This is a genomic window from Rhabdochromatium marinum, assembly GCF_016583795.1.
Lineage (GTDB): Bacteria > Pseudomonadota > Gammaproteobacteria > Chromatiales > Chromatiaceae > Rhabdochromatium > Rhabdochromatium marinum.
Window position 1 is genome coordinate 12,468 of sequence record NZ_NRRS01000036.1, and the last position, 22,890, is coordinate 35,357.

18 protein-coding genes are annotated in these 22,890 nt (G+C 59.0%); 12 read left to right on the forward strand and 6 right to left on the reverse strand.

All coding sequences use genetic code 11. The features are described from left to right. Positions 1-4: 4 nt before the first annotated feature. A complete protein-coding gene (locus CKO36_RS11335) occupies positions 5-727 on the reverse strand; it encodes a DUF2202 domain-containing protein (RefSeq protein ID WP_200284173.1) in 723 nt (240 codons plus the stop codon). Positions 728-992: 265 nt separating this feature from the next. On the opposite strand from CKO36_RS11335, the gene CKO36_RS11340 reads away from it, so the two are divergent. The 12 genes from CKO36_RS11340 (at position 993) to CKO36_RS11390 (ending at position 17,339) form a co-directional block, all read left to right on the forward strand. Next, a complete protein-coding gene (locus tag CKO36_RS11340) occupies positions 993-1,667 on the forward strand; it encodes a response regulator (protein ID WP_275957847.1) in 675 nt (224 codons plus the stop codon). Then, on the forward strand, positions 1,664-3,091 hold the full coding sequence (locus CKO36_RS11345) for an ATP-binding protein (protein WP_200284174.1): 1,428 nt from the start codon (positions 1,664-1,666) through the stop codon (positions 3,089-3,091). The genes CKO36_RS11340 and CKO36_RS11345 overlap by 4 nt, the downstream gene beginning before the upstream one ends. Positions 3,092-3,560: 469 nt before the next feature. Next, positions 3,561-5,663: a hypothetical protein gene (locus CKO36_RS11350; protein WP_200284175.1), complete on the forward strand. Its 2,103-nt coding sequence runs from the start codon at positions 3,561-3,563 to the stop codon at positions 5,661-5,663. A 781-nt stretch (positions 5,664-6,444) separates the two neighbouring features. Continuing rightward, a complete protein-coding gene (locus CKO36_RS20125; protein ID WP_275957848.1) occupies positions 6,445-6,579 on the forward strand; it encodes a hypothetical protein in 135 nt (44 codons plus the stop codon). A gap of 127 nt (positions 6,580-6,706) precedes the next feature. Beyond that, positions 6,707-7,843 (forward strand): response regulator, encoded by a 1,137-nt coding sequence (locus CKO36_RS11355; RefSeq protein ID WP_338053464.1) that lies wholly within the window; start codon positions 6,707-6,709, stop codon positions 7,841-7,843. An 89-nt stretch (positions 7,844-7,932) separates the two neighbouring features. Further along, positions 7,933-8,655 (forward strand): LuxR C-terminal-related transcriptional regulator, encoded by a 723-nt coding sequence (locus CKO36_RS11360; protein ID WP_200284176.1) that lies wholly within the window; start codon positions 7,933-7,935, stop codon positions 8,653-8,655. 114 nt (positions 8,656-8,769) lie between these two features. Beyond that, a complete protein-coding gene (locus CKO36_RS11365; RefSeq protein ID WP_200284177.1) occupies positions 8,770-12,078 on the forward strand; it encodes a hybrid sensor histidine kinase/response regulator in 3,309 nt (1,102 codons plus the stop codon). Then, entirely contained in the window at positions 12,075-13,082 is a 1,008-nt protein-coding gene (locus CKO36_RS11370; RefSeq protein ID WP_200284178.1) for a response regulator, read from the forward strand. The genes CKO36_RS11365 and CKO36_RS11370 overlap by 4 nt, the downstream gene beginning before the upstream one ends. 18 nt (positions 13,083-13,100) lie before the next feature. Beyond that, on the forward strand, positions 13,101-14,030 hold the full coding sequence (locus CKO36_RS11375; protein WP_200284179.1) for a response regulator: 930 nt from the start codon (positions 13,101-13,103) through the stop codon (positions 14,028-14,030). A gap of 188 nt (positions 14,031-14,218) precedes the next feature. Beyond that, positions 14,219-15,346, forward strand: coding sequence for a DegT/DnrJ/EryC1/StrS family aminotransferase (locus tag CKO36_RS11380; RefSeq protein ID WP_200284180.1), 1,128 nt, complete (start codon positions 14,219-14,221; stop codon positions 15,344-15,346). Further along, entirely contained in the window at positions 15,343-16,413 is a 1,071-nt protein-coding gene (locus tag CKO36_RS11385; RefSeq protein ID WP_200284181.1) for a glycosyltransferase, read from the forward strand. The genes CKO36_RS11380 and CKO36_RS11385 overlap by 4 nt, the downstream gene beginning before the upstream one ends. After that, on the forward strand, positions 16,410-17,339 hold the full coding sequence (locus CKO36_RS11390) for a formyltransferase (protein ID WP_200284182.1): 930 nt from the start codon (positions 16,410-16,412) through the stop codon (positions 17,337-17,339). The genes CKO36_RS11385 and CKO36_RS11390 overlap by 4 nt, the downstream gene beginning before the upstream one ends. A gap of 16 nt (positions 17,340-17,355) precedes the next feature. Here the strand turns inward: CKO36_RS11390 and CKO36_RS11395 are convergent, their stop codons facing one another. From CKO36_RS11395 to CKO36_RS11415, 5 genes are all read right to left on the reverse strand, one after another. Then, positions 17,356-18,420 (reverse strand): trypsin-like serine protease, encoded by a 1,065-nt coding sequence (locus CKO36_RS11395; RefSeq protein ID WP_200284183.1) that lies wholly within the window; start codon positions 18,418-18,420, stop codon positions 17,356-17,358. Between the two features lie 38 nt (positions 18,421-18,458). Next, positions 18,459-19,538 (reverse strand): M14 family metallopeptidase, encoded by a 1,080-nt coding sequence (locus CKO36_RS11400; RefSeq protein WP_200284184.1) that lies wholly within the window; start codon positions 19,536-19,538, stop codon positions 18,459-18,461. Positions 19,539-19,582: 44 nt separating this feature from the next. Next, positions 19,583-21,004, reverse strand: coding sequence for a glutamate-cysteine ligase family protein (locus tag CKO36_RS11405; RefSeq protein WP_200284185.1), 1,422 nt, complete (start codon positions 21,002-21,004; stop codon positions 19,583-19,585). Positions 21,005-21,064: 60 nt separating this feature from the next. Beyond that, positions 21,065-21,739 carry an N-acetylmuramate alpha-1-phosphate uridylyltransferase MurU gene (murU, locus tag CKO36_RS11410; RefSeq protein WP_200284186.1) on the reverse strand — a complete coding sequence of 225 codons (675 nt, stop codon included), beginning with the start codon at positions 21,737-21,739 and terminating at the stop codon, positions 21,065-21,067. 17 nt (positions 21,740-21,756) lie between these two features. Beyond that, positions 21,757-22,890 (reverse strand): RNA-guided endonuclease TnpB family protein (locus CKO36_RS11415; RefSeq protein WP_200284187.1); only part of this gene is annotated, 1,134 nt, incomplete at its 5' end.

The window sequence follows — 22,890 nt, forward strand, 5'->3', positions numbered from 1 at the left end:
TCCTTCAGCGCTGACCGCGACCCTGTCCGCCTTGGCCTGAGCCGCCCCGTTCCATTCCATCCGCCAGAATGGCATCGAGGCGCTCCTGGGTAAGCTGCTGGGCACTGTAGGGCGCGCCGGTCAGGGATTCCAGGGTTCTGACAAAGGCGCGCAAATGATTGCGCGAGCCACGTTGAAGGTTGTTAAACAACTGCGTCAGATCCTGATTGTCGGTCTCGGCCAGCGCATTATCCAGATCGGCAATATCCACTTCCTCGACCAGCGCAGCCACTCGGAAGGCTTCGGTGGCACTGGCTTGCCCGGCGGCCAGCAGCGTATCGTACAGCCCTTGCAGCTTAGGGTTAGTAAAGACGCCGGCTTGATCCGTCAGGATGGGATCTTCGATGGCGTACTTCTCCAGCAAGGTTTTCACCGCCTCCATGTGCTGCTGCTCGGAGGCGGCAATGTTGGTAAATTGCGGCCAGCCAGACTGCTCGGCAAAGACCAGATACAGATCGCGTGCAAGCTTCTCTTCCTCGCGCATGAACACTACATGTTCGATTTCGATGGCATCGACCGCTTCATAGGGCATGGCGGCCGGACAGGTCGTGGGATCGAAGCTTCCCACCCCCGGGCCGGAACCGGCAGCCAATCCAGCCCTAAGGCCGGAGCCTTGCCCAGCCCACAGTGAACCAGTCATCAGCGTGGTGGAGAGCATGGAGGCGATTAACAAGGGACGAGTCAACATGGCGAATTCCTTTATGGCTTTTCTGTGCAAAAAAACGGATGGCACATTAGCTTTTAGCACAGAGCATGCCAACGATAACAATCGCTGCGATCGCGCGGATCTATACCCTTCCAAAACGGATCCCCCGGCTTGCTCATCGACAAAACCTGCGGATGCTCGACAATTTTGTCGAATCAGTCGCACAGATGCTTCGACACCACCACCGGCTGCCCAGCGGCACACGCCAGCAGTCGGCGGGCGATGATCGAATCCGCTATGCTTGTCAATGACCATGCGCATTCTCATTGTCGAAGACGATCCCCTGCTCGGTGCAGGACTCAAGACCGGGCTTGCCCAGGATGGCTATGCCGCCGATTGGGTGCAGACCGCCGATCAGGCGGAGCATGCCCTGCGCCTGGAGCCTTTCGATGTCGCCGTGCTTGACCTAGGGCTTCCCGGTCGCGACGGTCTTACGCTGCTACGCGGTCTGCGCGCCGCCGGCCTGACGCTCCCGGTGCTCATTCTGACCGCGCGCGATACAGTGACTGACAAAGTGGCCGGATTGGATGCGGGCGCCGACGACTATCTGACCAAGCCATTCGATCTGAACGAACTGACCGCCCGCATCCGGGCCTTAACCCGCCGGGGCAACGGCCATGCGACGGCGGTGTTGCGCGCGGGCGCCTTGGCGCTGGATACTCAAAACCGCTGCTTGAGCCTGGACGGTGAAACCTTGCCGCTGTCGCCGAAGGAATATGCGCTGGTCGAAACCCTGATCGCGCGGGCTGACCAAGTGGTTCCACGGGCGCGGCTGCTGGCCAGCGGCCATGGCTGGGACGACCCGCTTGAGAGCAATGCCCTTGAGGTGCACATCCACCATCTGCGCGCCAAGCTCGGCAAAGCGCGCATTCTGACCGTGCGCGGCCTCGGCTACCGCCTGGTCTCGAACCCCTCCGCATGAACTCCATCCGGCACCGACTCTTGCTGTCGCTGCTCGTCGTCTGGGCGACGACCTGGATCGCGGTCGCGGTAATCTCCGTCAATCGCTCCAATCACGAAGTCGGCGAGCTGATGGACGCCCAACTGGCCCAGACCGCGCATGTGCTGCGACAGATTACGCGGGCCGGCAACCTGCCCGATGTTGTCAGTGCCTCCCAGGCGCTTTCGCCGATCGGCCACGCTTATGAGTCGATGATCAGTTTTCAGCTCTGGCGTGGGGCGACGCTCATCAGCAACTTTGGCGCGGCGCCCGACGAGCCGCTGGGCCATGCGCCGGGCTTTTCCAATCACAACATCGCCGATACGCGGTGGCGTGTGTTCGGACTGCCAACAGGTGAGGCGGACGAAATGCTCTACGTCGGCCAGAGTTACGCCATTCGCCAGGAGCTGATTGAGTATCTGACGCTCCACGCACTAAGCCCGATTCTGTGGTCGCTGCCGCTGTCCGTGCTGCTGATCTGGCTGGCGGTGACCGAGGGGCTGCGCCCGTTGCGGCGCCTGCGCAGCCAAATCACCCACCGCTCGGCCGAGCAGCTCGACCCGATTGAAATGCGCAGCATCCCGGTCGAGATTCGCCCGCTGACGGTCGCGCTGAACGGACTCATGACACGGCTGGATCGGGCCCTGAGCGCCGAGCGCCATTTCGCCGCCGATGCTTCGCACGAACTGCGCACCCCCTTCGCCGCCATTCGCACGCATGCGCAGATTGCCCAGCGTAGCCAAGACCCGCAAGAGCGCAACCAGGCCTTAGCGCAGCTCATCTGCGGCATCGACCGGGCGAGCCATTTGATCTCGCAGCTGCTGATTTTTTCGCGCCTGCACCAGCGGGTGAGCGATGGCGAGGCGACCAATTGCTCGCTGGTCACGGTGGCCGCTCAGGTCGTGGAGGACAAGTCACCCGTTGCGCAAGCCAGGAAGATTGCTCTGACGCTGACCACACCACCGGGCGAAGACGCGCTTGCCGACATTCCGCCCTCCCCGCTCGCGATTCTAATCGGCAATCTACTCGATAACGCCATCAAATACACGCCAATGGGCGGGCAGGTGCGGGTGATGGTCATGGCAAGACGCGAGCATCTGCTGCTTCATGTGCAGGACTCAGGGCCTGGCATCCCGGCCGCAAACCGCGCACGAGTTTTTGATCGCTTTTATCGACCGGTCGGCCAGAGCGAACCCGGAGCCGGGCTGGGCCTGTCGATTGTGCAGCGGATCTGTGATCTCTACGCGGCTGACATTGAACTGCTTGATGCCGACACGGGTGTCAACAGTGTTGCCAACAGTGATGCCGAGACTGTTACCAACAGTGACGCCGGCAGTGGGGCCAGCGGCGGTGCCGACCGTGGCGCAGGCCTGCTGGTCGAGGTCCGCTTGCGCCGCTTGGTCTAAGCCGCCCTCGCTCGCCAATGGAAGCGTGAATTCTGTCACCTTTTTCGACTCCGCGCCTCGTTTCTCCGCAATAACATCGCTGGTCTTAAGGTTTTCTTAAGGTGCTACGGGTTAGCTTGTCAGGGTGGAGAAAAATTCTTAAATTTCAGAGGAAAGCGTGATGAAATTTATTTTCTTTTTGTTTGTTTGGACTGTGCTGTCAATGTCAGCGCTACCCACGATCGCGGATGAAACCATTTATCTCGATAGTGGTTCTGGAACAGTGACTATTGCCGGTAACACGAGGGATGGTTTAACGCGATATACCGATTTCGGTGGGGAAGATGTCTATACCATTCCAACAGACTTAGCCAGTGATGTGGAATTAATCGATAATCAAACCAGCACCATCATACTACCAGCGGGTTTATCGATCCAAAATGCACGCTTCGCTACCGAGGGTGTGAATTGGAGCGTGAATGGACATAAAGTGACTTTACTGGGCCAACCCTCTACATTCGATTATGTCTTCGCGGGTGATGCTGGCGACTCTAACCGAGGCATCCGCCACACTTTCGCCGAGACAGCGGCGCTGTTCGGCGCCACGATCCCCGCTGCGGGAGCATTGCCGGTTGAAGGGACTGTTCCAGTTACGATCTCCGACACACCCGTCACCGGCTGCACATCAGCCATTCCGGAGCACTGCAACATCACCGCCTACACTGGCCCCGAAGTCTGTGTGGCCTGCCATGAGGGCGAGGCGCGCGATATGCACGGCTCGGTGCACTATCAGCAAGGTGGTGCCTACGACTACACCACCAACATTCCCGGCTATTTTGCCGCTGCTGGCGAACGCCCAGCGAAGGCTGCCGGCGATCTGGTCGCGACCGGCATCAACACCTACTGCGGCACCCATGAGAATTCCCCGCGCTTTACCTGCGCCGGCTGCCATGTTGGCAACGGCCGTTTCCCAATGGCGCAGTCCCAGTTCGAGCTGCTCGACCCTGCCTCCGCCGAGGCCCATGCGCAGTTGGCCAACATCGACTGCCTCACTTGCCATCAAGAGGTCTACAAACGCTTCCCGGACTGGACGGCGAGCGGTCTGGGCTTCAGCAATTTTTCGCTGCTGAACATGACCGAGGATCTGGATGGGCAGCTGGTCCGATCCGATGGTGACTCGATTTTGCGCAGCAGCTTCTCTGGCATTCCCAAGGTCGATCCGGTCACGGCTGACTTCCAATTTCTGCCAGCCGGCAGCGACACCCTTCCCGCCGGGGTGCCCATGACACCCATGCCGATCACCAGCCTGCAAGCGGCCCAGAACGTCCATGCCACCACGCGCAAATCCTGCCTCAGTTGTCATGCCGGCGCCGGCGGTGGTGACGGCACCAAGCGCGGCGACATGGCCAAGGAGAACGCGAACCCCAGCGTCACACTCGACATGCACATGAGCCCGCAGGGTGCGGATCTGACTTGCTCGGATTGCCATAGCACCGTTGGCAACAATGGCGAAGGACACCGGATGCGCGGTCGCGGTCTCGATCTCAGGCCCAATGACGTGGCCGAACGCTTCACCTGCGAGACCGGCGGCTGTCATGACAATCGCCCGCATGATGACTTCAGCAACACCGATGGCGCCAGCCGTGACAAACACGCCATGAAGGTCGCCTGTCAGACCTGCCACATCCCGGCCTATGCCAAGGCCAATGTCGGCACCGAGGTCGCACGCGACTGGCAGGACCCACACCCCTCCGCCGCCGCCTGCAATGGGCGCGGCGGCTGGCTGCCGCGTGAAGACAAGGGCGGACTTGGTGCTGCGTCGCTGATCCCGACCTATGCCTGGTTCGATGGCAGCAGCGAAGTGCTCTACCTGGAAGAGTCCCTGGACGGCGTCCCGACGGTTCCGCTGGATGCCACCGTCGCGGCGAGCTTCGCGGGTAACTTCAACGCTGGCGATCCCGCCTACGTCCTTGGCCAGCCCAATGGCGATGTGTCCAGCACGACAGCCAAGCTCTATCCGATGAAACCGCATTGGAGCAAGCTGGCCCGCAATGAAATCGACAACAAGCTAGTCGGTCACTCCACCTTCGAGTTCTTCCGCTCTGGCAGCTTCTGTCGGGCGGTGGCGGTGGGGCTGGGTCTGGATGAGCCCAATGCCTTGGTCAGCAGCGTCTGCACCGGCACGCCGGGCGATCTAGAAATGCCACCGAACACCTCAATCGTGCCGGTGTTCACCTACCAGACCATCAACCACGGCGTTGAACCCGAGGACAACGCTTTAGGCGGTGATGCGCGCGGCTGCGGCTCCTGTCACGCCGGACTCAGCGGCGGCCCGCGTCAACTCGATTTAGCCAGTCTCGGCTACGGGCTCAGAACCCTGCCCAGTGCGGTCATTGGAACGCGCGTCACCCAACTGAACGGCAACCTGGACGCCATCTGCACCCAATGCCACGACAACGAGCGCGAAGATCGCGATTTCAGCGGCGTGCATGAGCGCCATGTGCGTAAAGAAGGCAAGGACTGCGCCGCCTGCCACAACTTCTCCCGACCTGAGCGTAACCTGGCGCTGAGTCGGAGGGAGCAGGACGACTAGCAACAAGCGACTCAAACCCTGGGTGGTCAGCGCTCATGCTGGCCGCCAGGGAACAGATGCGGTTAACTCTTCGACCGATGCGCTTGTTTGCTCCACGCTGGCAGCTTGGTTTTGTTTACGGCTGCCTGTCCCGACGGACTCATGAGCCGAGCCGACGGCTTAACGACTCGAAACACAGCTGAGTCTCTAAGGTAAGCGCCTTCCAGGTAAGCGCGGATAGCGAGTTAAGCAACCTTTTCCGTTATCTTGTATTGCCCAACGTTACGGCATCAAGCGTAACAGCTCGGCACACTATCTTCTTAATCCCAGATTTTTTCTCCACGTTACTGTGGTTTTAGCCTACGGTTCGCCTTGATTTTTTATTACACATCCTACATACATGCGTCTGGAGGATGCGATTCTTCCGTCTTTGGTGCAACTTGGCGTGTGGTTGTATTAATAATTATGTTTATAAAATCAGCGCTTAAGCGGAAGACTTGGTGTAAATTCCGTGCTGGCCATTCCAATAAAATGGTGTTCTCGTTGCCAGAGTGCATTTTTTGACTTAATCTCTAGGGTTGTTTTCTTGTTTAAAAAGGAACTCTGACGATGTCAGTGTATTATTATCTCGAAATGGCTTCGACTGGGGGCTGTGATGCCAGAAAGCCCCCTGTTTCACTGCAAGCGGTTGCGATTCGCAATCGCTGCGCCAGAGCCAGGCGAGTCTGAATCGACATCGGCGAAAGGCATTGAGCACAACATCGGCCACCCCATCAGACCGCCGGCGACCAGCAGAAATCGGATGAGTGAATCCGACTTAGAAGGCAGCTACCGCAGCCCGCGTGTAGCCCGGCCCGACCTTCCCTTAAAGGCACTGGAATTCGCACTGGTGCAGTGTTTCGCGGTCAAGCCGATTAAAAGCCCCTTGCCGATGTAGAGAGTGGGGATCCTGAACGATTGCAATGCGACACCTGATGCAACGCGACACCTGACCCCCTCATGCTGAGATCAACAATTTCGCATTCCACTCTTTCAAACCTCAAACCAATTTATTGGAGAAAACGGTGGACGAACAAGCAGAAATCCGCGTCATGCTGGTGGATGATGACGAATATTCGACGGCGCCTGTCAATCTGTTACTCCAACAAACTTACAAGACGCTATGTGTTGACTCTGGTGAGGCCGCCTTGGCGCAATTCGACGCCTTTCGACCCGATGTGGTGTTGCTCGATATTGATATGCCGGGCTTGAACGGTTACGAAACTTGTCGTCGTCTGCGAACTCGGGAGGATGTCACCGCAGATCAGCAGCCAGCAGTGATTTTTATTTCCTCGCATGACACCCTGGAAGAGCGTCTGCAAGCCTACGATTCGGGCGGTGACGATTTTATTAACAAACCTGCCGTGCCGGATGAAGTGCTGCGCAAGGTGCAAACCGTTGTCAAGATGTTGAGCCAACAAAAACGCTTGCATGCGGAAAAACAATCCACCTATAAGGCGCTGATAGATGTGCTCACCGATCTTGGCGAGCATGGTTTGGTAATTCATGCCTTGCGCAGTAGCTTGGCTTGTCAAAGCATGCCAGAGCTTGCCGCGCTAATCATTGATGTTTTAGGCAATTACGGTTTAACAGCACATGTGCAGTTGCGACCGCCCGGTGAATGTTTAACCTTTGTCAATGAAGGCTGTGTTACACCACTGGAAGAATCGGTGTTTGATCATGTAAAAAATTTCGAGCGTATTTTCCAGTTTCGCCGTCAGTTGATTGTCAATTTTCCCCACGTTTCCATTTTGGTGCGCAACATGCCGGTTGCAGACAGTGATCGTTGCGGGCGCTTGCGCGATTATTTGGCAATGATCGGCGAAGGGTGTGAACAAGGCGCGCAAGCATTGATTCATACAGCACAAATCAAGGAACGTACGCACAAACTTGAGGCAACAGCGATCGCCGTCGAACGGGCGATTCATGCCTTGCGCGAGCAATACCAGCAACAACAGCAGCAAACCCTGTCAATTACGCAAAGCTTGAACCAGCGTCTGGTGCAACAAGTTTTTTTGTTGGGATTGTCGGAGCAACAAGAACAACAAATTGAAGAGTTGTTCGATTCTGAAATCGACAAAATGCTGGAGTTATTTAATCATGGGCTTGATTTTGACTCCCAGTTAAACGATCTAGTGATGTTGCTCAAACACAATGATTAAAAAAAGCAGGAATAAGGTGTTAACGCTGTCAACCGAACCTTTGTCGGCCGGTCAGAGTGTGCAGCGGGCTCCGCTGCTCAATAATTAACATGCCAGATATCGAGCACGCCGACTTAGAGGTACAGCAAGAGCGTGACCTGTTGCTGTTAGTGCTGGCCACCATGCATGACGAAGTCTGGATGATCGATTTGCAAGGACAAGTTACCTTTTTAAATCCAGCGGCTCAGCGGGCATTTGGTCTGAAAGCAGAGCTGCCGATAAAGATCGAGACTGTAGTTGGCGCAGTCGAGATATTCAATCCAGACGGCACGCCCCGCCCGCTTGATCAGGCGCCTCCGCTGCGCCTGCTGCGGGGAGAAATGATCGACTACGCTGAGGAAATTGTGCGCTTACCCGCCACCGGTACGCTGCACTACCGTCAGATTCGACTCTCGCGGGTTCTGGATCAAACAGGCAAGACTATGGGTGTGGTGTCGGTGGTGCGAGATCTCACCCGATTTAAGCAATACGACATCGATAGCTTGGGTCTGTTGCACCGCATTGAGGGAGTGATCACCGATTTGATTCCGCAAACGGCGGCGGAAAACCAAGCCACTCGTACGACGTCTCTGACTGCACGGCAACGTGAAGTCCTCGAATTGCTCGCCGACGGGCTCACATCGATCGAGATCGCAAACCGTTTATTTATCTCCCCAGAAACGGTTAGAAGTCATCGCCATAACCTGATGCGCAAGCTTGGATTACGCAACAAAGCCGAACTTATCCGTTATGCAATCGAACACGATATAGAGACAAAAAAAGGGCGGGGGTAGAGTACATTTCACCCTAAGGGGTGAGCGCATTCACCTATTTACGGGATTGTTGGCCTATACGGCGGTTTGTATTCTATTGATATGCGTGGTTAAAGGACGCGAGGAACAAGCGCTATGGATTGTCTCCGTTATCACCCCGAACTCCATTCAGCACTCTTCGGGACGCTGTGGCTTACCCCGTCTGCCGTTGCTGTTGCCGCAGACACGCCAGCCCAGCTCTGCATTACTGTTTGTCCATGGTCTGTTGCCATAGTCAGCGCCATACTGCTGGCAGTCACTCTCGGATCGCTCTGGACGATTCTCCTGCACCGCCAGCTTACCGCCCGTACTCAGGAGCATGAGCGCGCCAACGCGGCATTGCGCGAGAGCGAAGGCCGCTTGCGCATTCTGCTGCAAGCCATCCCTGATCCCATCTGGCTGAAGGATGTCGATGGTCGTTTTATGCTCTGTAATCGGCGCATGGAGGAGGTTTACGGGGCGCCAGCGTCCGAGATCATCGGCAAGACTGATTACGCTTTTGTTAAGCACCAGGTGGCGGACAGTTATCGTGCACATGACCAAGCGGTCATCACCAGCGGGCAGGCCAGCACAAGCGAGGAGTCGATCGTTTTCGCGAGCAATCGCCATCGGGCGCTCTTTCAGACCATTAAAACGCCCGTGTATAACGCACAGGGGCAGATGATCGGTGTGCTCGGCATTGCGCGCGACATTACCGAGCTGAAGCGAGCCGAGCAGAAGCTTCAACAACACCACAATCATTTGCAGGAACTGGTCGAGGCACGCACCCGTGCACTAACCGATAAACGTCAGCGTCTGGCCAACATTCTCGAAGGCACCCGTGCGGGCACCTGGGAATGGAATATTCAGACCGGACAACTTCGCCTCAACGAACGCTGGGCAGAAATTATCGGCTACCGCCTGGAGGAACTCGCGCCGGTGAATTTCAACACCTGGCTGCGCTTTGTGCACCCTGGAGACTGGCAACGCACTCAAACACTGTTGGAGCGCCACCTAGAACGCAAGCTCGACTACTACGAGAGCGAGGTGCGGATGCGCCACCGTAATGGTCACTGGGTTTGGGTGCTGGTGCGTGGCAAGCTGGTCTGCAGCGACGCCAAGGATCAACCCCTGTGGATGGCCGGCACCCACATCGACATCACGATGTTGAAAGAGGTGGAGCAGGCGCTGATTCAGGCCAAGGAACAGGCGGAGCAGGCAGTACTCGATAAAAGTCGCTTTCTCGCCAATATGAGCCACGAGATTCGCACCCCGATGAACGCGATCATGGGGCTGGCCTATCTGCTGGAGCGCCAACATCTTTCCAAGGAGGCGCAGGAGCTGGCACGTAAGATCCATCGCTCTGGCCAGAGTCTGCTCGCAATTATCAACGATATCCTGGATCTGTCCAAGATCGAGTCGGGCAAAATCGACCTTGAGCAAATTCCCTTCCAAATCACGACGGTGCTGGACAATCTGGCGACCATCATGTCAGCCACCGCTGAACGCAAGGCGCTGGAACTGGTGATTGTCCCACCGCCGTGCAGCGATTGGCCGCTGCTGGGGGATCCACTGCGGCTGGGCCAGATTTTGATCAACCTAACCAGCAATGCGATCAAGTTTACCGAATCCGGTCTGGTTGAAGTGCGTATTGAGCCGCGAGAAACCAACGCCACTCAGGTTTGGTTGCGGTTTGCGATCAAGGACACGGGCATTGGCATTGCCGAGGCAACCAAGGCGCGCCTGTTTGAGCCTTTTGTCCAGGCGGATGCGTCGACCACGCGCCACTTTGGTGGTTCCGGGTTGGGGTTGGCGATCTCACGACGACTGATTGAGCTGATGGGCGGGAGCATCGACCTAATCAGTCATGTTGGCGAGGGCAGCACCTTCTGGTTCGATCTGCCGTTCGAACGGCTGACAAAGGATGCGCTGACGGTGCGTCCACCAGTGCCAATTCACGTGCTGGTGGTCGAGGATGAGCCAAGCATGCGCGATGGACTCTTGGCGACCGTCGCCGCTCTGGGCTGGTCAGGACGCGCAACAGACTCGGGCACGACAATGCTACAGCAACTGTTAAACGATGAGACCTTGCAAGGATCGGGAGCTGTGGTGCTGCTCAACTGGCACGAATCGGGCGCTGATGCACAAGCCACCGCGCAGGCCATTCACGCCGCACTGCCCGCTACGCGCTGGCCGCTGCTCATGGTGCTGGCTGCCGAGCCGGTCGATCGGATTCAAGCGCGTTTAGACGCGAGCCGGATTGATGCGGTGGTGAGCAAACCCGTGACCCTATCTCCGCTTTACGACGCAGTGATGCGGGCGCGCAGCCGTCGCCTTGGCAAGCCCATCGTCGCAGAACCGACGGCACGGCAAACACGGCGCTTGATAGGCTTGCGCCTTTTGGTGGTCGATGACAGTGATATCAATCGCGAGGTCGCGCACCGCATCCTGGCCAACGAGGGGGCGCGAGTGAGCCTGGCGAACGATGGTCAGCAAGCGCTTGACTGGCTATTAACCCATCCGCAAGCGATTGATCTGGTGCTGATGGATGTGCAGATGCCGGTCATGGATGGGCATGAGGCCACCCGCCGGATACGCGCCAATGTCCATCTTGCGCATCTGCCGGTGATTGCGCTCACCGCCGGTGCCATGCGCGCTCAAGAGGTTGCTGCCGAGCAGGCAGGGATGAGCGCCTACCTGTCCAAGCCGTTCGATGTCGAAGAGGCCATCACGATGATTTTGCATCTGACACACCGGCGAACCCAACATGCGATGGCCAACCCAGCGCCAGCGTCAGCCCCCGCTCCCACCCCCGCCGCCCAGAACGTTGAGAATTTTCCCGGACTTGCGCTTGATCGAGCGCTGGGGGTTTGGAAAGATGCCGAGGTCTACCGCCGCTATCTGCGCAAGTTCAGACAGGAATACCGTGATGCCGTGACGCGGATTCGCGCCGTCCCTCCCCAGCAAGCCTCGCGAGTCGCACACAAGCTCAAGGGCGCAGCCGGCAATCTCGGCCTTGATCAGGTCGCCCTCTGTGCCGCCAGGCTCGAACAGGTCTGCACGATTCCTGAGGCAACCGAGCAATTGGCCGCCGCGATAACGGACTTGCAGGCAGCACTCGCTACCGCGCTGGCCTCAATTGACGATTACGCCGCCAAGCCGCGTGCTGAGGCATCGGAAGCAATCACGCCTACGCAGGACCGCCCCGATCTGGCCCCCTTGATTCGCACCGCCTACAGTGCTTTTCGTAATTTTGACCCAATGGGCGCCGAAGAGCCGATCAAAGCGCTTGCCCTCCATCTGCCAGCTCAACAACTCGTAGCCATCCAGGAGGCCATCGAAAATCTTGATGCCGCTGCCGGCGACGCGGCGGTGAGGACGCTGGCAAAGCAGCTTGATATTGACCCGGAGGAGGTGGCGGCATGAACCACACATCATCCATTCTGGTTGTCGATGACGAACCCCACAACCTTGCCGCCATGCGGCAGATTTTGAGCGGTCAGTATCGGCTGCTGTTTGCGCGCAGCGGCCACGAGGCACTGGCGGCAACCGAGCGCTGCCATCCTGCACTGATTCTGCTTGATATCCAGATGCCCGATCTCGATGGCTATAGCGTATGCCGGCAGCTGATGCGCGACCCGGCAACCGAATCAATCCCGGTGATTTTTGTCACTGGCATGTCCGATGCTGGCAACGAAGAAGAAGGCTTTGCAGCAGGGGCGGTGGATTACATCGTCAAGCCGCTTTCACCCCCGATCGTGCAGGCACGCGTCAAGACCCACCTGTCACTGGTGAAATCTTCGCTGTTGAAACAGAGCTATTGCGATGCACTCTCCATGCTCGGCATCGCCAGCCACTACAATGACACCGACACCGGTGTGCATATTTGGCGCATGGCGCACTACGCCAAGGCGCTGGCGGCGGCCTGTGACTGGGCGCCGGCAGACTGCGAGCATCTGGAACTGGCCGCACCCATGCATGACATGGGCAAGATCGGCATTCCCGGCACAATTCTGCGCAAACCGGCCAAGCTTGATGCGGCAGAGTGGGCGATCATGCAGTCGCATACCCGCATCGGCCATGAAATTCTTACCCAAAGCCAGGCGCTAGTGTTTCGTCTCGCCGCCGAAATCGCCCTGCGTCACCACGAACGTTGGGATGGCAGCGGCTATCCCGATGGTCTGGCCGGCACGGCGATTCCCCCATCCGCGCGCATTGTGGCGCTGGCCGATGTGTTCGATGCGCTGACCATGCGCCGTCCTTATAAAGACGCTTGGCCAGTCGAGAAGGCGCTGGAGGCACTCTATGATGGCAGTGGCTCGCATTTCGAGCCGCGTCTGGTTAAGCAATTCGAGAGCATTTTGCCACAGATTCTTGAGATCAAGGCCGACTGGGATGCCAAGGAACAGCAGGAAAACCCCACGACATGAAGCGACGGAGTGGCAGTCATGCGCCCTTTTTTAGTTGTTGATGATGACGATATCGCCCTTGGATTGATTGAAACGCTGTTAAATCGCGAAGGCTGGAGTGCCGAAACCGCCAGCGATGGACTGGAAGCCTGGGAGCAGCTTGATGCCGAGCCGCAACGCTATGAGCTGGTGATTCTGGATCGCATCATGCCGCGCATGGATGGCATTGAGGTGTTGCGCCGCATCAACGCCGATCATCGTTTTGATGATCTGCCGGTGATTATGCAGACCAGTGCGGTCAGCCCGAGCGAGGTTGAGCAGGGCTTGGTCGCGGGTGCCTGGCACTATCTGGCCAAACCCTACGAAGAAGCCTCGCTGCATCACCTGATCCGCATTGCCCTGCAAGATCGTCAAACCCGGCTGGAATTGCGGCGCATGCGCGTGGAACGCGAATCGGTATGGGGAATGCTGCGCGAAGCGCGCTTTGAGTTTCGCCGCTTCGACGAGGCCGAACGGCTCGCCGCATTGCTGGCCATTCCCGCCCAGAAACCCGGGAAAGTCTCTTTGGGACTGTTGGAATTGATGCTCAATGCCGTTGAGCATGGCAATCTGGAGCTGGGCTATACCGGCAAAACAGCGGCACTCGCCAGCGAGGACTGGCACAAAGAGCTGGAACGGCGTCTGAGTGATCCGCTCTACTGTGACCGCGTCGCCGAAGTGCGAGTACGCATTGAGGGCGAGCAGCTGATTTATCGGATCAAGGATCAGGGCGCCGGTTTTGATTGGGCACGCTATTTGGATATCGACCCCAAACGGATGTTTGACAGCCATGGGCGCGGCATCGCCATGACGCGTCAGTTGGCATTTGAGCGCCTGGAGTATTTGGGCGCTGGCAACGAGGTCGAGGCGATCACGTCATCAGCCTGCATGAACGGCAATCTGGATGCGATCGACTCAGGCCCTGGATAGTCAGTTCTCGTGCTGGCCCCCGGAATCCTGGAATACCGGCGTGTTTTTTGCCTAAATTATTGCGACACTCCAGATTGCGCAGGCGGTCGCGCGCAACTGGCGGCTGTTATGATAGGCGCTTTGCGGCGTCTCATCCCCGCGCTCAACCCTAACACCCACAGCCATTGCCACCCCGAAGCTCGATCCACATGAATGTTCTACCCTTTACCCGCCCAACGCTGACCGAGGATGACTTCGCCGCCGTGCGCGCGGTGCTCGAATCCGGCTGGATCACCACGGGTCCCAAGGCCGCCGCTTTTGAGCAGGCGCTGGCAGATGTCCTGGGTGGCGGTATGCGGGTGCTGGCGTTCAATTCCGGCACCAGCGCGCTGGAAGCGGCGCTGCTGGCGGCCGACATCGGCCCGGGCGATGAAGTGATTGTCCCGGCCATGAGCTTTGTCGCCACTGCCAATGTGGTGCTGCGGGTCGGAGCGCGACCGCGCTTTGTCGATGTCGAGCCGCGCGCGCGCACCCTGGATGTCACGCAGGTTGCCGAGGCCATCGGCCCGCGCACCCGCGCCATTATGCCGGTGCATTTCGCCGGTCGCGCGGCGGAACTGGCACCGCTGCGCGCGCTAGCCGAGGCCCATCATCTGTGGCTGATCGAAGATGCAGCCCAAGCGATCGGTAGCACCTATGGCGGGCAGGCCATCGGCGCCAGCGGCAATCCGGTGTGCTTCAGCTTTCACCCCAACAAAAACATCACCACCATTGAGGGCGGTGCTGTAGCGCTCGCCGACGGCCCGCTGGCACGCCGCCTGGCGCGCATCCGTTTTCACGGCATCGAGAAGGACGCCGAGGGTGAGGTGCAGGTGCCCGAATGGGGCGGCAAAATGAATCTGTCCGATGTCGGCGCCGCGCTGGGTCTGGCGCAACTGCCTAAGCTGGCGGACTTCAATGCTCGGCGCCGCGCACTGGCACACGGCTATCTTGAGCGACTGACGCCCAGCGAGTGGCTGCGCCTGCCGGGCGATGCGCCCGGACATAGCTGGCACATGTTCTGTATCGAGCTGGACTTCGCGGCGCTGGGGTGCACCCGGGCCGCCTTTATCGCTGCGCTGGCTGAGCGCGGCATTGGCGCTGGGGTGCATTATCCGGCCATGCATCTGTTCGGCCTCTATCGTCGTCTGGGCTATGGTCCTGGGGATTTTCCCCAGGCCGAGCGCATTGGGCGGCAAACGCTCACCCTGCCTTTGTTCCCCGGAATGCAGATGGCGGATCTCGATGCGGTCTGCACTGCGCTTGAGGCCCTGACGCAACACCCACCGCGCTCATGATGTCATCTACCGCTCCGCCATCAGTTCCCTCCAAACGCCGCCCGCTATCGGTGGTGATTCCGGTCTTCAACGAGGAATCGGTGCTGCCGCTGCTGTTCGAGCGACTGTATCCGGTGTTAGATGCACTGGACACCGACTATGAGGTGGTCTTTGTCGATGATGGCAGTCGCGACCGCTCGCCGGGGCTGTTGCGTGCCCAGTATCAGCGCCGCCCTGCTCACACGCGGGTGCTCTATCTGCGCACCAACGCCGGGCAACACGCGGCCATTTTGGCTGGCTTTGGCGCCTGTTCCGGACAGCGGGTGGTCACTCTGGATGCCGATCTGCAAAATCCGCCCGAGGAGATCCCAAAACTGCTCGCGGCCATGGATGCCGGTCATGACTATGTTGGCAGCATCCGGCGCCAGCGGGTCGGCGATCCCTGGTGGCGCGACCAGAGTTCGAGGTTTATGAATCGGGTGCGCGAACGCATCACCCGCATCAGCATGACTGATCAGGGCTGTATGTTGCGCGCCTACGACCGCCCCATTGTCGAAGCCGTAGCCGCCGCCGATGAACCCAGCACCTTCATCCCGGCGCTGGCCTATCTCTATGCCGCCAATCCCACCGAGGTGCGCGTTGAGCACGCCGAGCGCGCGGCGGGCGCATCCAAATACTCGCTGTTTAAGCTGATCCACCTGAACTTCGACCTGATGACCGGCTTCTCCCTCATGCCCTTGCAGGTGTTCTCGGTGGCGGGAATCAGCATCGCCTGCCTATCGTTTCTTTTTGTGTTTTATCTGGCACTGCGACGCCTGATTATCGGCCCCGAGGTGGAAGGCGTCTTTACCCTCTTTGGCATCCTGTTCTTCCTGATTGGCGTGCTGCTGCTTGGTATTGGCCTACTAGGGGAATATATCGGGCGCATCTTCGAGCAATCGCGCGGCCGGCCCATCTATCTGATCCGTGAGCAGTTGGAGCCACAGGCGCTCAATCCTGATGCAGGCGCGGATGCGGATACGGATACGGATACGGATACGGATACGGATGCAAATGCGGCGGCGGCATCGGTCTCGGGTGCCGCATGAACCGCCAGCCGCGCGCAGTTGTCTTTGCTTATCACAGCGTTGGCGTGCGTGCGATCCAGGTCTTGCAAGCGCTGGGGGTCGAAATTGCGCTGATTCTGACCCATCAGGATGATCCGGGTGAAAACACTTGGTTTGATTCCGTGCGGGATGTTGCTGACTGGGCCGGCATCCCTTGTCTGGCGCCGGAGGATCCCAATACGCCGCAGCTGCGCGATACCCTGGCCGCCTGCGCACCGGACTGGCTGTTTTCCTTTTACTACCGCCGCCTGCTGGCCCCGGAACTTCTGGCCATCCCCACGCAGGGGGCCTTTAACCTGCACGGTTCCCTGCTGCCGAGCTACCGCGGACGCGCACCGCTGAACTGGGTGCTGGTACATGGCGAGCACCAGACCGGGATGAGTCTGCACCGGATGCTGGTCAAACCCGACGCTGGAGCACTGGTCGATCAGGAAACGGTGCCCATCTTTCCCAATGACACCGCAGCGGTTCTAATGCCGCGCCTGCTATGCGCCGGTGAACGGCTGTTGCTGCGCGCCTTGCCGGCCATGTTTGATGGGCGCGCGTCGGAAACCGCTATGGATCTCAGCGCCGGTAGCTATTTTGGCGGCCGTCGCCCAGAGGATGGGCGCATTGACCCAGGCGCATCCGCATGGAGCATACACAATCTAATCCGCGCCGTGGCGCCGCCCTACCCCGGCGCTTTTCTATATCATCAAGGACAACGCCTGGATCTGCTCGGTAGCTGGTATCAGGGCGAAGCCGCCCGCGCACCGCAAGCGGCGCTCTACTGGGAAGATGATTGCTGCTGGCTCGACGGCAGCGATGGTGAGCGGATACGCATCACCCGCATTGAGATCGAAGGCGCACCACTTTCAGCCGCGCGGTGTCGCGACCGCTTTGACTGCGCACGCCTTGAGCTGGGTTGAAGTCAGTGGTCTATGGTCAACGATTGGATGAAAATGCGGCCGTATTCACTTCCGGTTTCCAGCACAGCTGATACCACTCCCGAGCCGTACCTCTCAAATGTGCGATTCGCTGCCGTTTGTCAGCATTGTTGACCACACCGTCACCAGTGACATCGCCACAGAGCGCCTGTGGTATCAGGCAATTATTGATCCAGTCGCGCTGTTCTGCCCGGAGGCGGTCGCGATACGCACTGATATCGGCATCGTTGACAATCCCATCGGCATTCGCATCGGCACAGGCCACATAGTCTGTGGTGATCGCCTCATCAATAAAGGCACGATAATCCGCCACCCGGGTATAAACACCATATTGACCCGGTCTGGCGCAGCCATCGCCCCAACTGGTGATGCCTGCCAGCATCCACTGACCATTGTTATAAACCACCAGCGGGCCACCGCTGTCACCCTGACAGGTATCCACACCTCCAGCAGCAAAGCCCGCGCATAGCATATTCTCCGTGATCTCATCGGGGCCGTAACTTGCCATGCAGCTTGCGTTGGACACAATAGGAACCTCGGCCTGCATCAAGTTTGCCGGATAATCTGACGGCCAGCGTGGATTGGTATCACCCCAACCCAGAATGGTTCCCCAGTCTCCAGACAAATCGAGCCGACTGTCAATGATCGGTGCACTCGCATAGGATGTCGGCTGCTCAATCTGAATCAGAGCAATATCGTTGTACATCAAATCACTGTCATACTCTGGATGAATGATGATGCGTTTGGCACCGATGCGCTCGCCAATGCCAGCACTCAGATCCTGTCTGAGATTATCGACACCTATGGCCACATCAATGTCTGGTGGAGACATTTCAAACACGCAATGCCCGGCAGTCACCAGCCAATCGTCGTCAATTAGAGTACCTCCGCAAAATACCCCCCGATAGGGGCTGTCAGCATCGGAATAGAACAAAGCGGTCATCCAGGGCCAGGCACCGGGAGGCGCCTGATCGCCATTGATAATCCTAGGCGTCTGTGCCGCCATTAGAGTCGTTGCAGCCAACATCAACACCAAACCCCAGCAAAAATTACCAGCTTTCATTTCGATGTTCCCCGTGCATGAATTGTTAATTCGTCTAATCAGCGCGCCACTCGTTCCATCAGATAGCACAAACAGTCTTGATGAATCACGCGTTCATCGCGCGTCAGCATTGAGGGCATGGCGGGAACGCGCAGACGCAGCTCACCCTCGTTTAACTCGAAAAAGTATTCACTCACATCCCGACCCTGGTCATCGCGCACATCCACAACTTTTGGTACTTCATTGGGCATTTGATGAGGCCCAGCATTTGGTATGGCCTGCGCTTCAGCTTGGCGTAAGCTGGCAAAGGGGGTTCCGGGGTCGAGTTCACGAAAATTGAAGCGTTCCAGCTCCGGTGACAGTCGCAGATCGACATCGCGGGGCGGAAAGCCAAACTCAAGTCCGCTGGCAATCCTGACTCGGGCGACAGTATGGAACAGATCAATATCCTGCGGTGGCGCATCGGCGGACAGGGTTTCCAGTTCCAGACAGCTGTTGACAAACTTACGCGCATGCTCGACACCGAGTTGCTCGCCGGCCTTGCCACATTCCAGGGTCACCGCCGGGCAGAGTTCGGCAAACGCCTGCGACTGCACGCCGCGGGGCTGCACGAAATACACCAGGGTGCGGGAAAAGTGCGCGGCAAGTTGCAAAAACTCCGGTTCGATGCGATTCACGCAACCGTAATGCGGATTGTTGCCGGTGTTGTTGTGCAGATCAATGCTGGCAAAGCAGCCACGCGCCGCCATGCGCGCGACCACCTCGGCCATTAAATCGTGTTCAGGAACGGGATCGAGATCACTGCCTGGCCAGACGCGGTTGAAGTCGGGCTGCTCAGGCAAATGCCGCAGCCCAACAGCGGCGGCGGCTGGATTGCCAATAAACAGGCTCAGCGCACGCGGCAGCAGTGCGGCCTTGGAATGGCGCTGAGAATAGCCTAGGCGCTCGCGTAATACCAAACGCATGGCGTCCCAGCCGACGCTTTCATTGCCGTGCATCAACACCGAGACAAAGAGCGCCGGCTCGCGTTGGCCCGGCACATGGATCAGCGCCGGCCCCCCCAGCACGGATTGAAGTTGCCGACTGTCACAGTCAAGCAGGCCGGGGGGCAGATGATCGAGTTCAAATAATGACGCCATAACTAACCATAACTAACTGTAAATCACTCCGTCGCTGCGGCTGTTCAATCCAAGGGCCATTCATGCACCGGACGTGCGCTTTCCTGATGGGCCAGATAGGCTTCGGTCAGCCGCGCGGAATTCATGCCGTGGCGCGCCACCCAGGCGCATTGCCAGGAAGCACCGGTGCAGGCCAGCTGGGCGCGGCTGGCAATGATGTCGAGCCAGTAATCACTTTCGTCCCGCTCAATGCCCAGCGCGCTCAGGCCGGTTCGCGCCAGTGGCACCAGTTCGTCCTCGATGAGCCGCGTCACGGGCATCTCGACGCCGTCCTTCCAAACCAGTTGCGCTTGCAGACCATATTGGGCGGCATGGTAAAAATTGCGCTTGGCCTGCCAAAAAGGCAGCCGCCCCTCCGGAGGCTGCTCGGTCGTAGCCAGCCCATGCAGAGCACCGATAAAAAAGGCGGCATTGGCAAGATTATCGGTGACAGTCGGGCCGGCCGATAGCACCCGGTGCTCCAGGCGCAGATGCGGCGTCCCGTCGGCATCGAAGCCAATCAATGGACGATTCCAGCGCCAGATGGTGCCATTGTGCAAACACAGATGACTCAGGGCTTCCAGTGGCTGATCCGTCAGTTCCGGCAACAAAATGGCGTAGCGGCTAATGTTGGCGCGAAAACATTCCAGTACCGAGCCTTTGGCATAGCGCACCCCAAAGCCGAAGCGCTCCTGCAGAGCCGGCCCGCCCACCGACACCGCCTGCTCAAATAATGGGATGCGACTCTCGGCCCAAAGTTCACGTCCAAACAGCAGCGGCGAGTTTGCCCCCACCGCTACCATGGGAGCCGACAGAATCTTGGCCGCGTTGTAATAGCGCGCCGACTCGCTGGCCGTCATTTTCACATGAATCTGAAAGGCGGTCGCGGCCGCTTCCAGCATCACATTCGGTTGCAGAAACTCGACCTGTTCCTCGCCACGAATGTTCACTCGGATTGGCCGATCGCCGCGCAGGGAGAAAATTTGCTCATTGAGCGCGCGATAGCGCTCCCGCGCGGTCATACGCTCTAGCACCAGATGTTCAGGCCGCAGGGTGGGCAGGATACCGATCACCACCACCCGCGCGTTGGCTCGGACGGCGGCTTGGCGACAGCGCGCCAGCCGCGTACTGAGTTCATCGGCCAGCTGACTGAAGGCATCGCCAGTCAATGGGCGCGGGTAGGTGTTCAGCTCCAGATTGAAGCGCGCCAGCTCGGTCACAATCAAGGGATCCTTGACCTCGGCCAGCACGGATTCAATGGCATCCACTGGCGCCGCCTGGCGGTCGATCAGATAGGTCTCAAGCTCGACACCAGTCTTTTTTGGCCCCTTGGCTAGCCGATCCTCGGCAAACAGACGCGCCAGCCAGTCGGTCTCCTGCTCCAGTCGGCGGTAAAATTCGGCAAAATCCGCCGGGGTAAAACGGCTGTCAGTGATCTCTTGACCCATGCTTCTCTCCGGTCAGCCCAGGTAAGACAGCGCCATGGTGTTGGCGCCGGCGTTGCGCATTCAAGCACCGGCCAGCAGTCGTTGCTCAAGCTGATGCAGACGCTCGGGGGTGCCGATATCCATCCATGCACCGTCATGATAGTGCCCGCCAACCCGTCCCTGGGCAATAGCCTGGCGCAGCAGGGGCGCGAGTGGAAAGGCGCCGGGCGTGCACGCGGCAAAGAGCGCCGGGGCATAGACACCAACCCCGGCAAAGGTCAAGCGCCGCTCGCCGCTGCTTAGCACACGAGCGCGCGCGCCAAGGACAAAATCTCCCTGCCGGTGCTGGGGCGGATTCTCGACCAACACCAGGGTGGCCAAATCGCCAGGTGCAAGGTGCAAGGCGCGATAGTCGATGTCGGCGAAAATATCGCCATTGGTGACCAGAAACGGCTCGGGGCCGAGCCAGGGCAAGGCCCGCTGGATGCCACCGCCGGTCTCCAGCGCGCGCCCACGGCCCTCGGGTGAATACTGAATGCTGGCGCCCAAGGCTTGACCGTCACCCAGCGCTTGCTCGATCTGTGCGCCAAGATGGGCATGGTTGATCACCAGCTCGGTAAAACCCGCCGCCACCAAGCGCTCAATCTGATGCACAATCAAAGGCTTGCCCGCCACTGGCAACAGCGGCTTGGGGGTGGTGTCGGTCAGCGGGCGCATCCGCTCGCCGCGCCCGGCCGCCAGGATCATGGCTTTCATGTCACCTGCTCCGAATTTCATACTCGAAAGTGCTCATTCGGTAATTCGCTCTCCGTTGATAGCACCCGATTTTGTCCGGGCGAGCAACTGGAGTCCTGGTTGAGCAGTCCCAACCGCAGGCGCTCAGTCCGTGCTTGCAAGATCGCTTTCACGGCTCGATACGGCGTGAACCGCTCGATGTCCGGGTCGGACAACCGTGCCAGCACGTTTCGCGCAGCGTTCTGATCCGCCTGCAACACAACCCCGTCGAAACAGTGAAACCGATCCCCTTGGCGGCGGCCCAGCAGGCCTCCGTTGCGGGAATCCATTTGCGATGTGTAGGCCGGATTGACCAGAACGACCGTCGAACCTCGACGGCTTGAAACACTGTCAAGTGCTTCGGCAATGACGCCTTTCGTCCAGCTTGCCAGCCGACGATTGATGGTCTTGCCGAAGGACTTGCCCGCCATCGGGGCGGTGAGATCTTCCGCCGCAATCACAGCGGCTTTGTCGACGACCTTGTGAACCGACTGGAACACCAGGTCGCGGATGCGCGCATGGGTCTTGTCCATCTGTCGGTTGATTTTTTTGCGCCCGAGGTTGAAGCGGCGAATGTGCTCGCGCTTGCGCGGGTTGCGCGTGTTGTTGGCGAGCGCGCGCAGTTTTGATCGGCGCTGGTGCTTGGCTTTGAGCTTGTCGGATTGCTCGGTGAGGATCGCGCCTAGCTCCGGGCCATGATGTTCCCCGTCGGAATCAACCAGCACCTCGGAGTAGCCTTTGTCGATGCCCAGGGTGCGCTCACCGCAGTCATGGGTGATCTCGGCCTCAATGGTGGTGTGGACCTCAAGACGGTCATCGTCGGTGAGGATGATCCGCAGGGTGCCAGTGGGCGCGACGGTGGTATCGAGCGGGATGGCGATGCGAGTGCCTTTCACTAAGCCGGGAATTTTGATCCAGGCGCGCCCGCCAAGGTGAAAGGTCGTGTAACTGTCCGAACGGACGATCATCTGGTTGTAGGTGTGATTGTGCCCGCGTTTCCATTCCCGACGCATGATCCGGCACAGGTAGGGATCGCTTGTCCATTCGTTGCGCTTGAGCGCGGTGAACAGGCGTGTTTGCTCAGCCTGATCTTGGGTGTGACGCCAGATGCAGCGGCGCGCCTTGACCTTGGC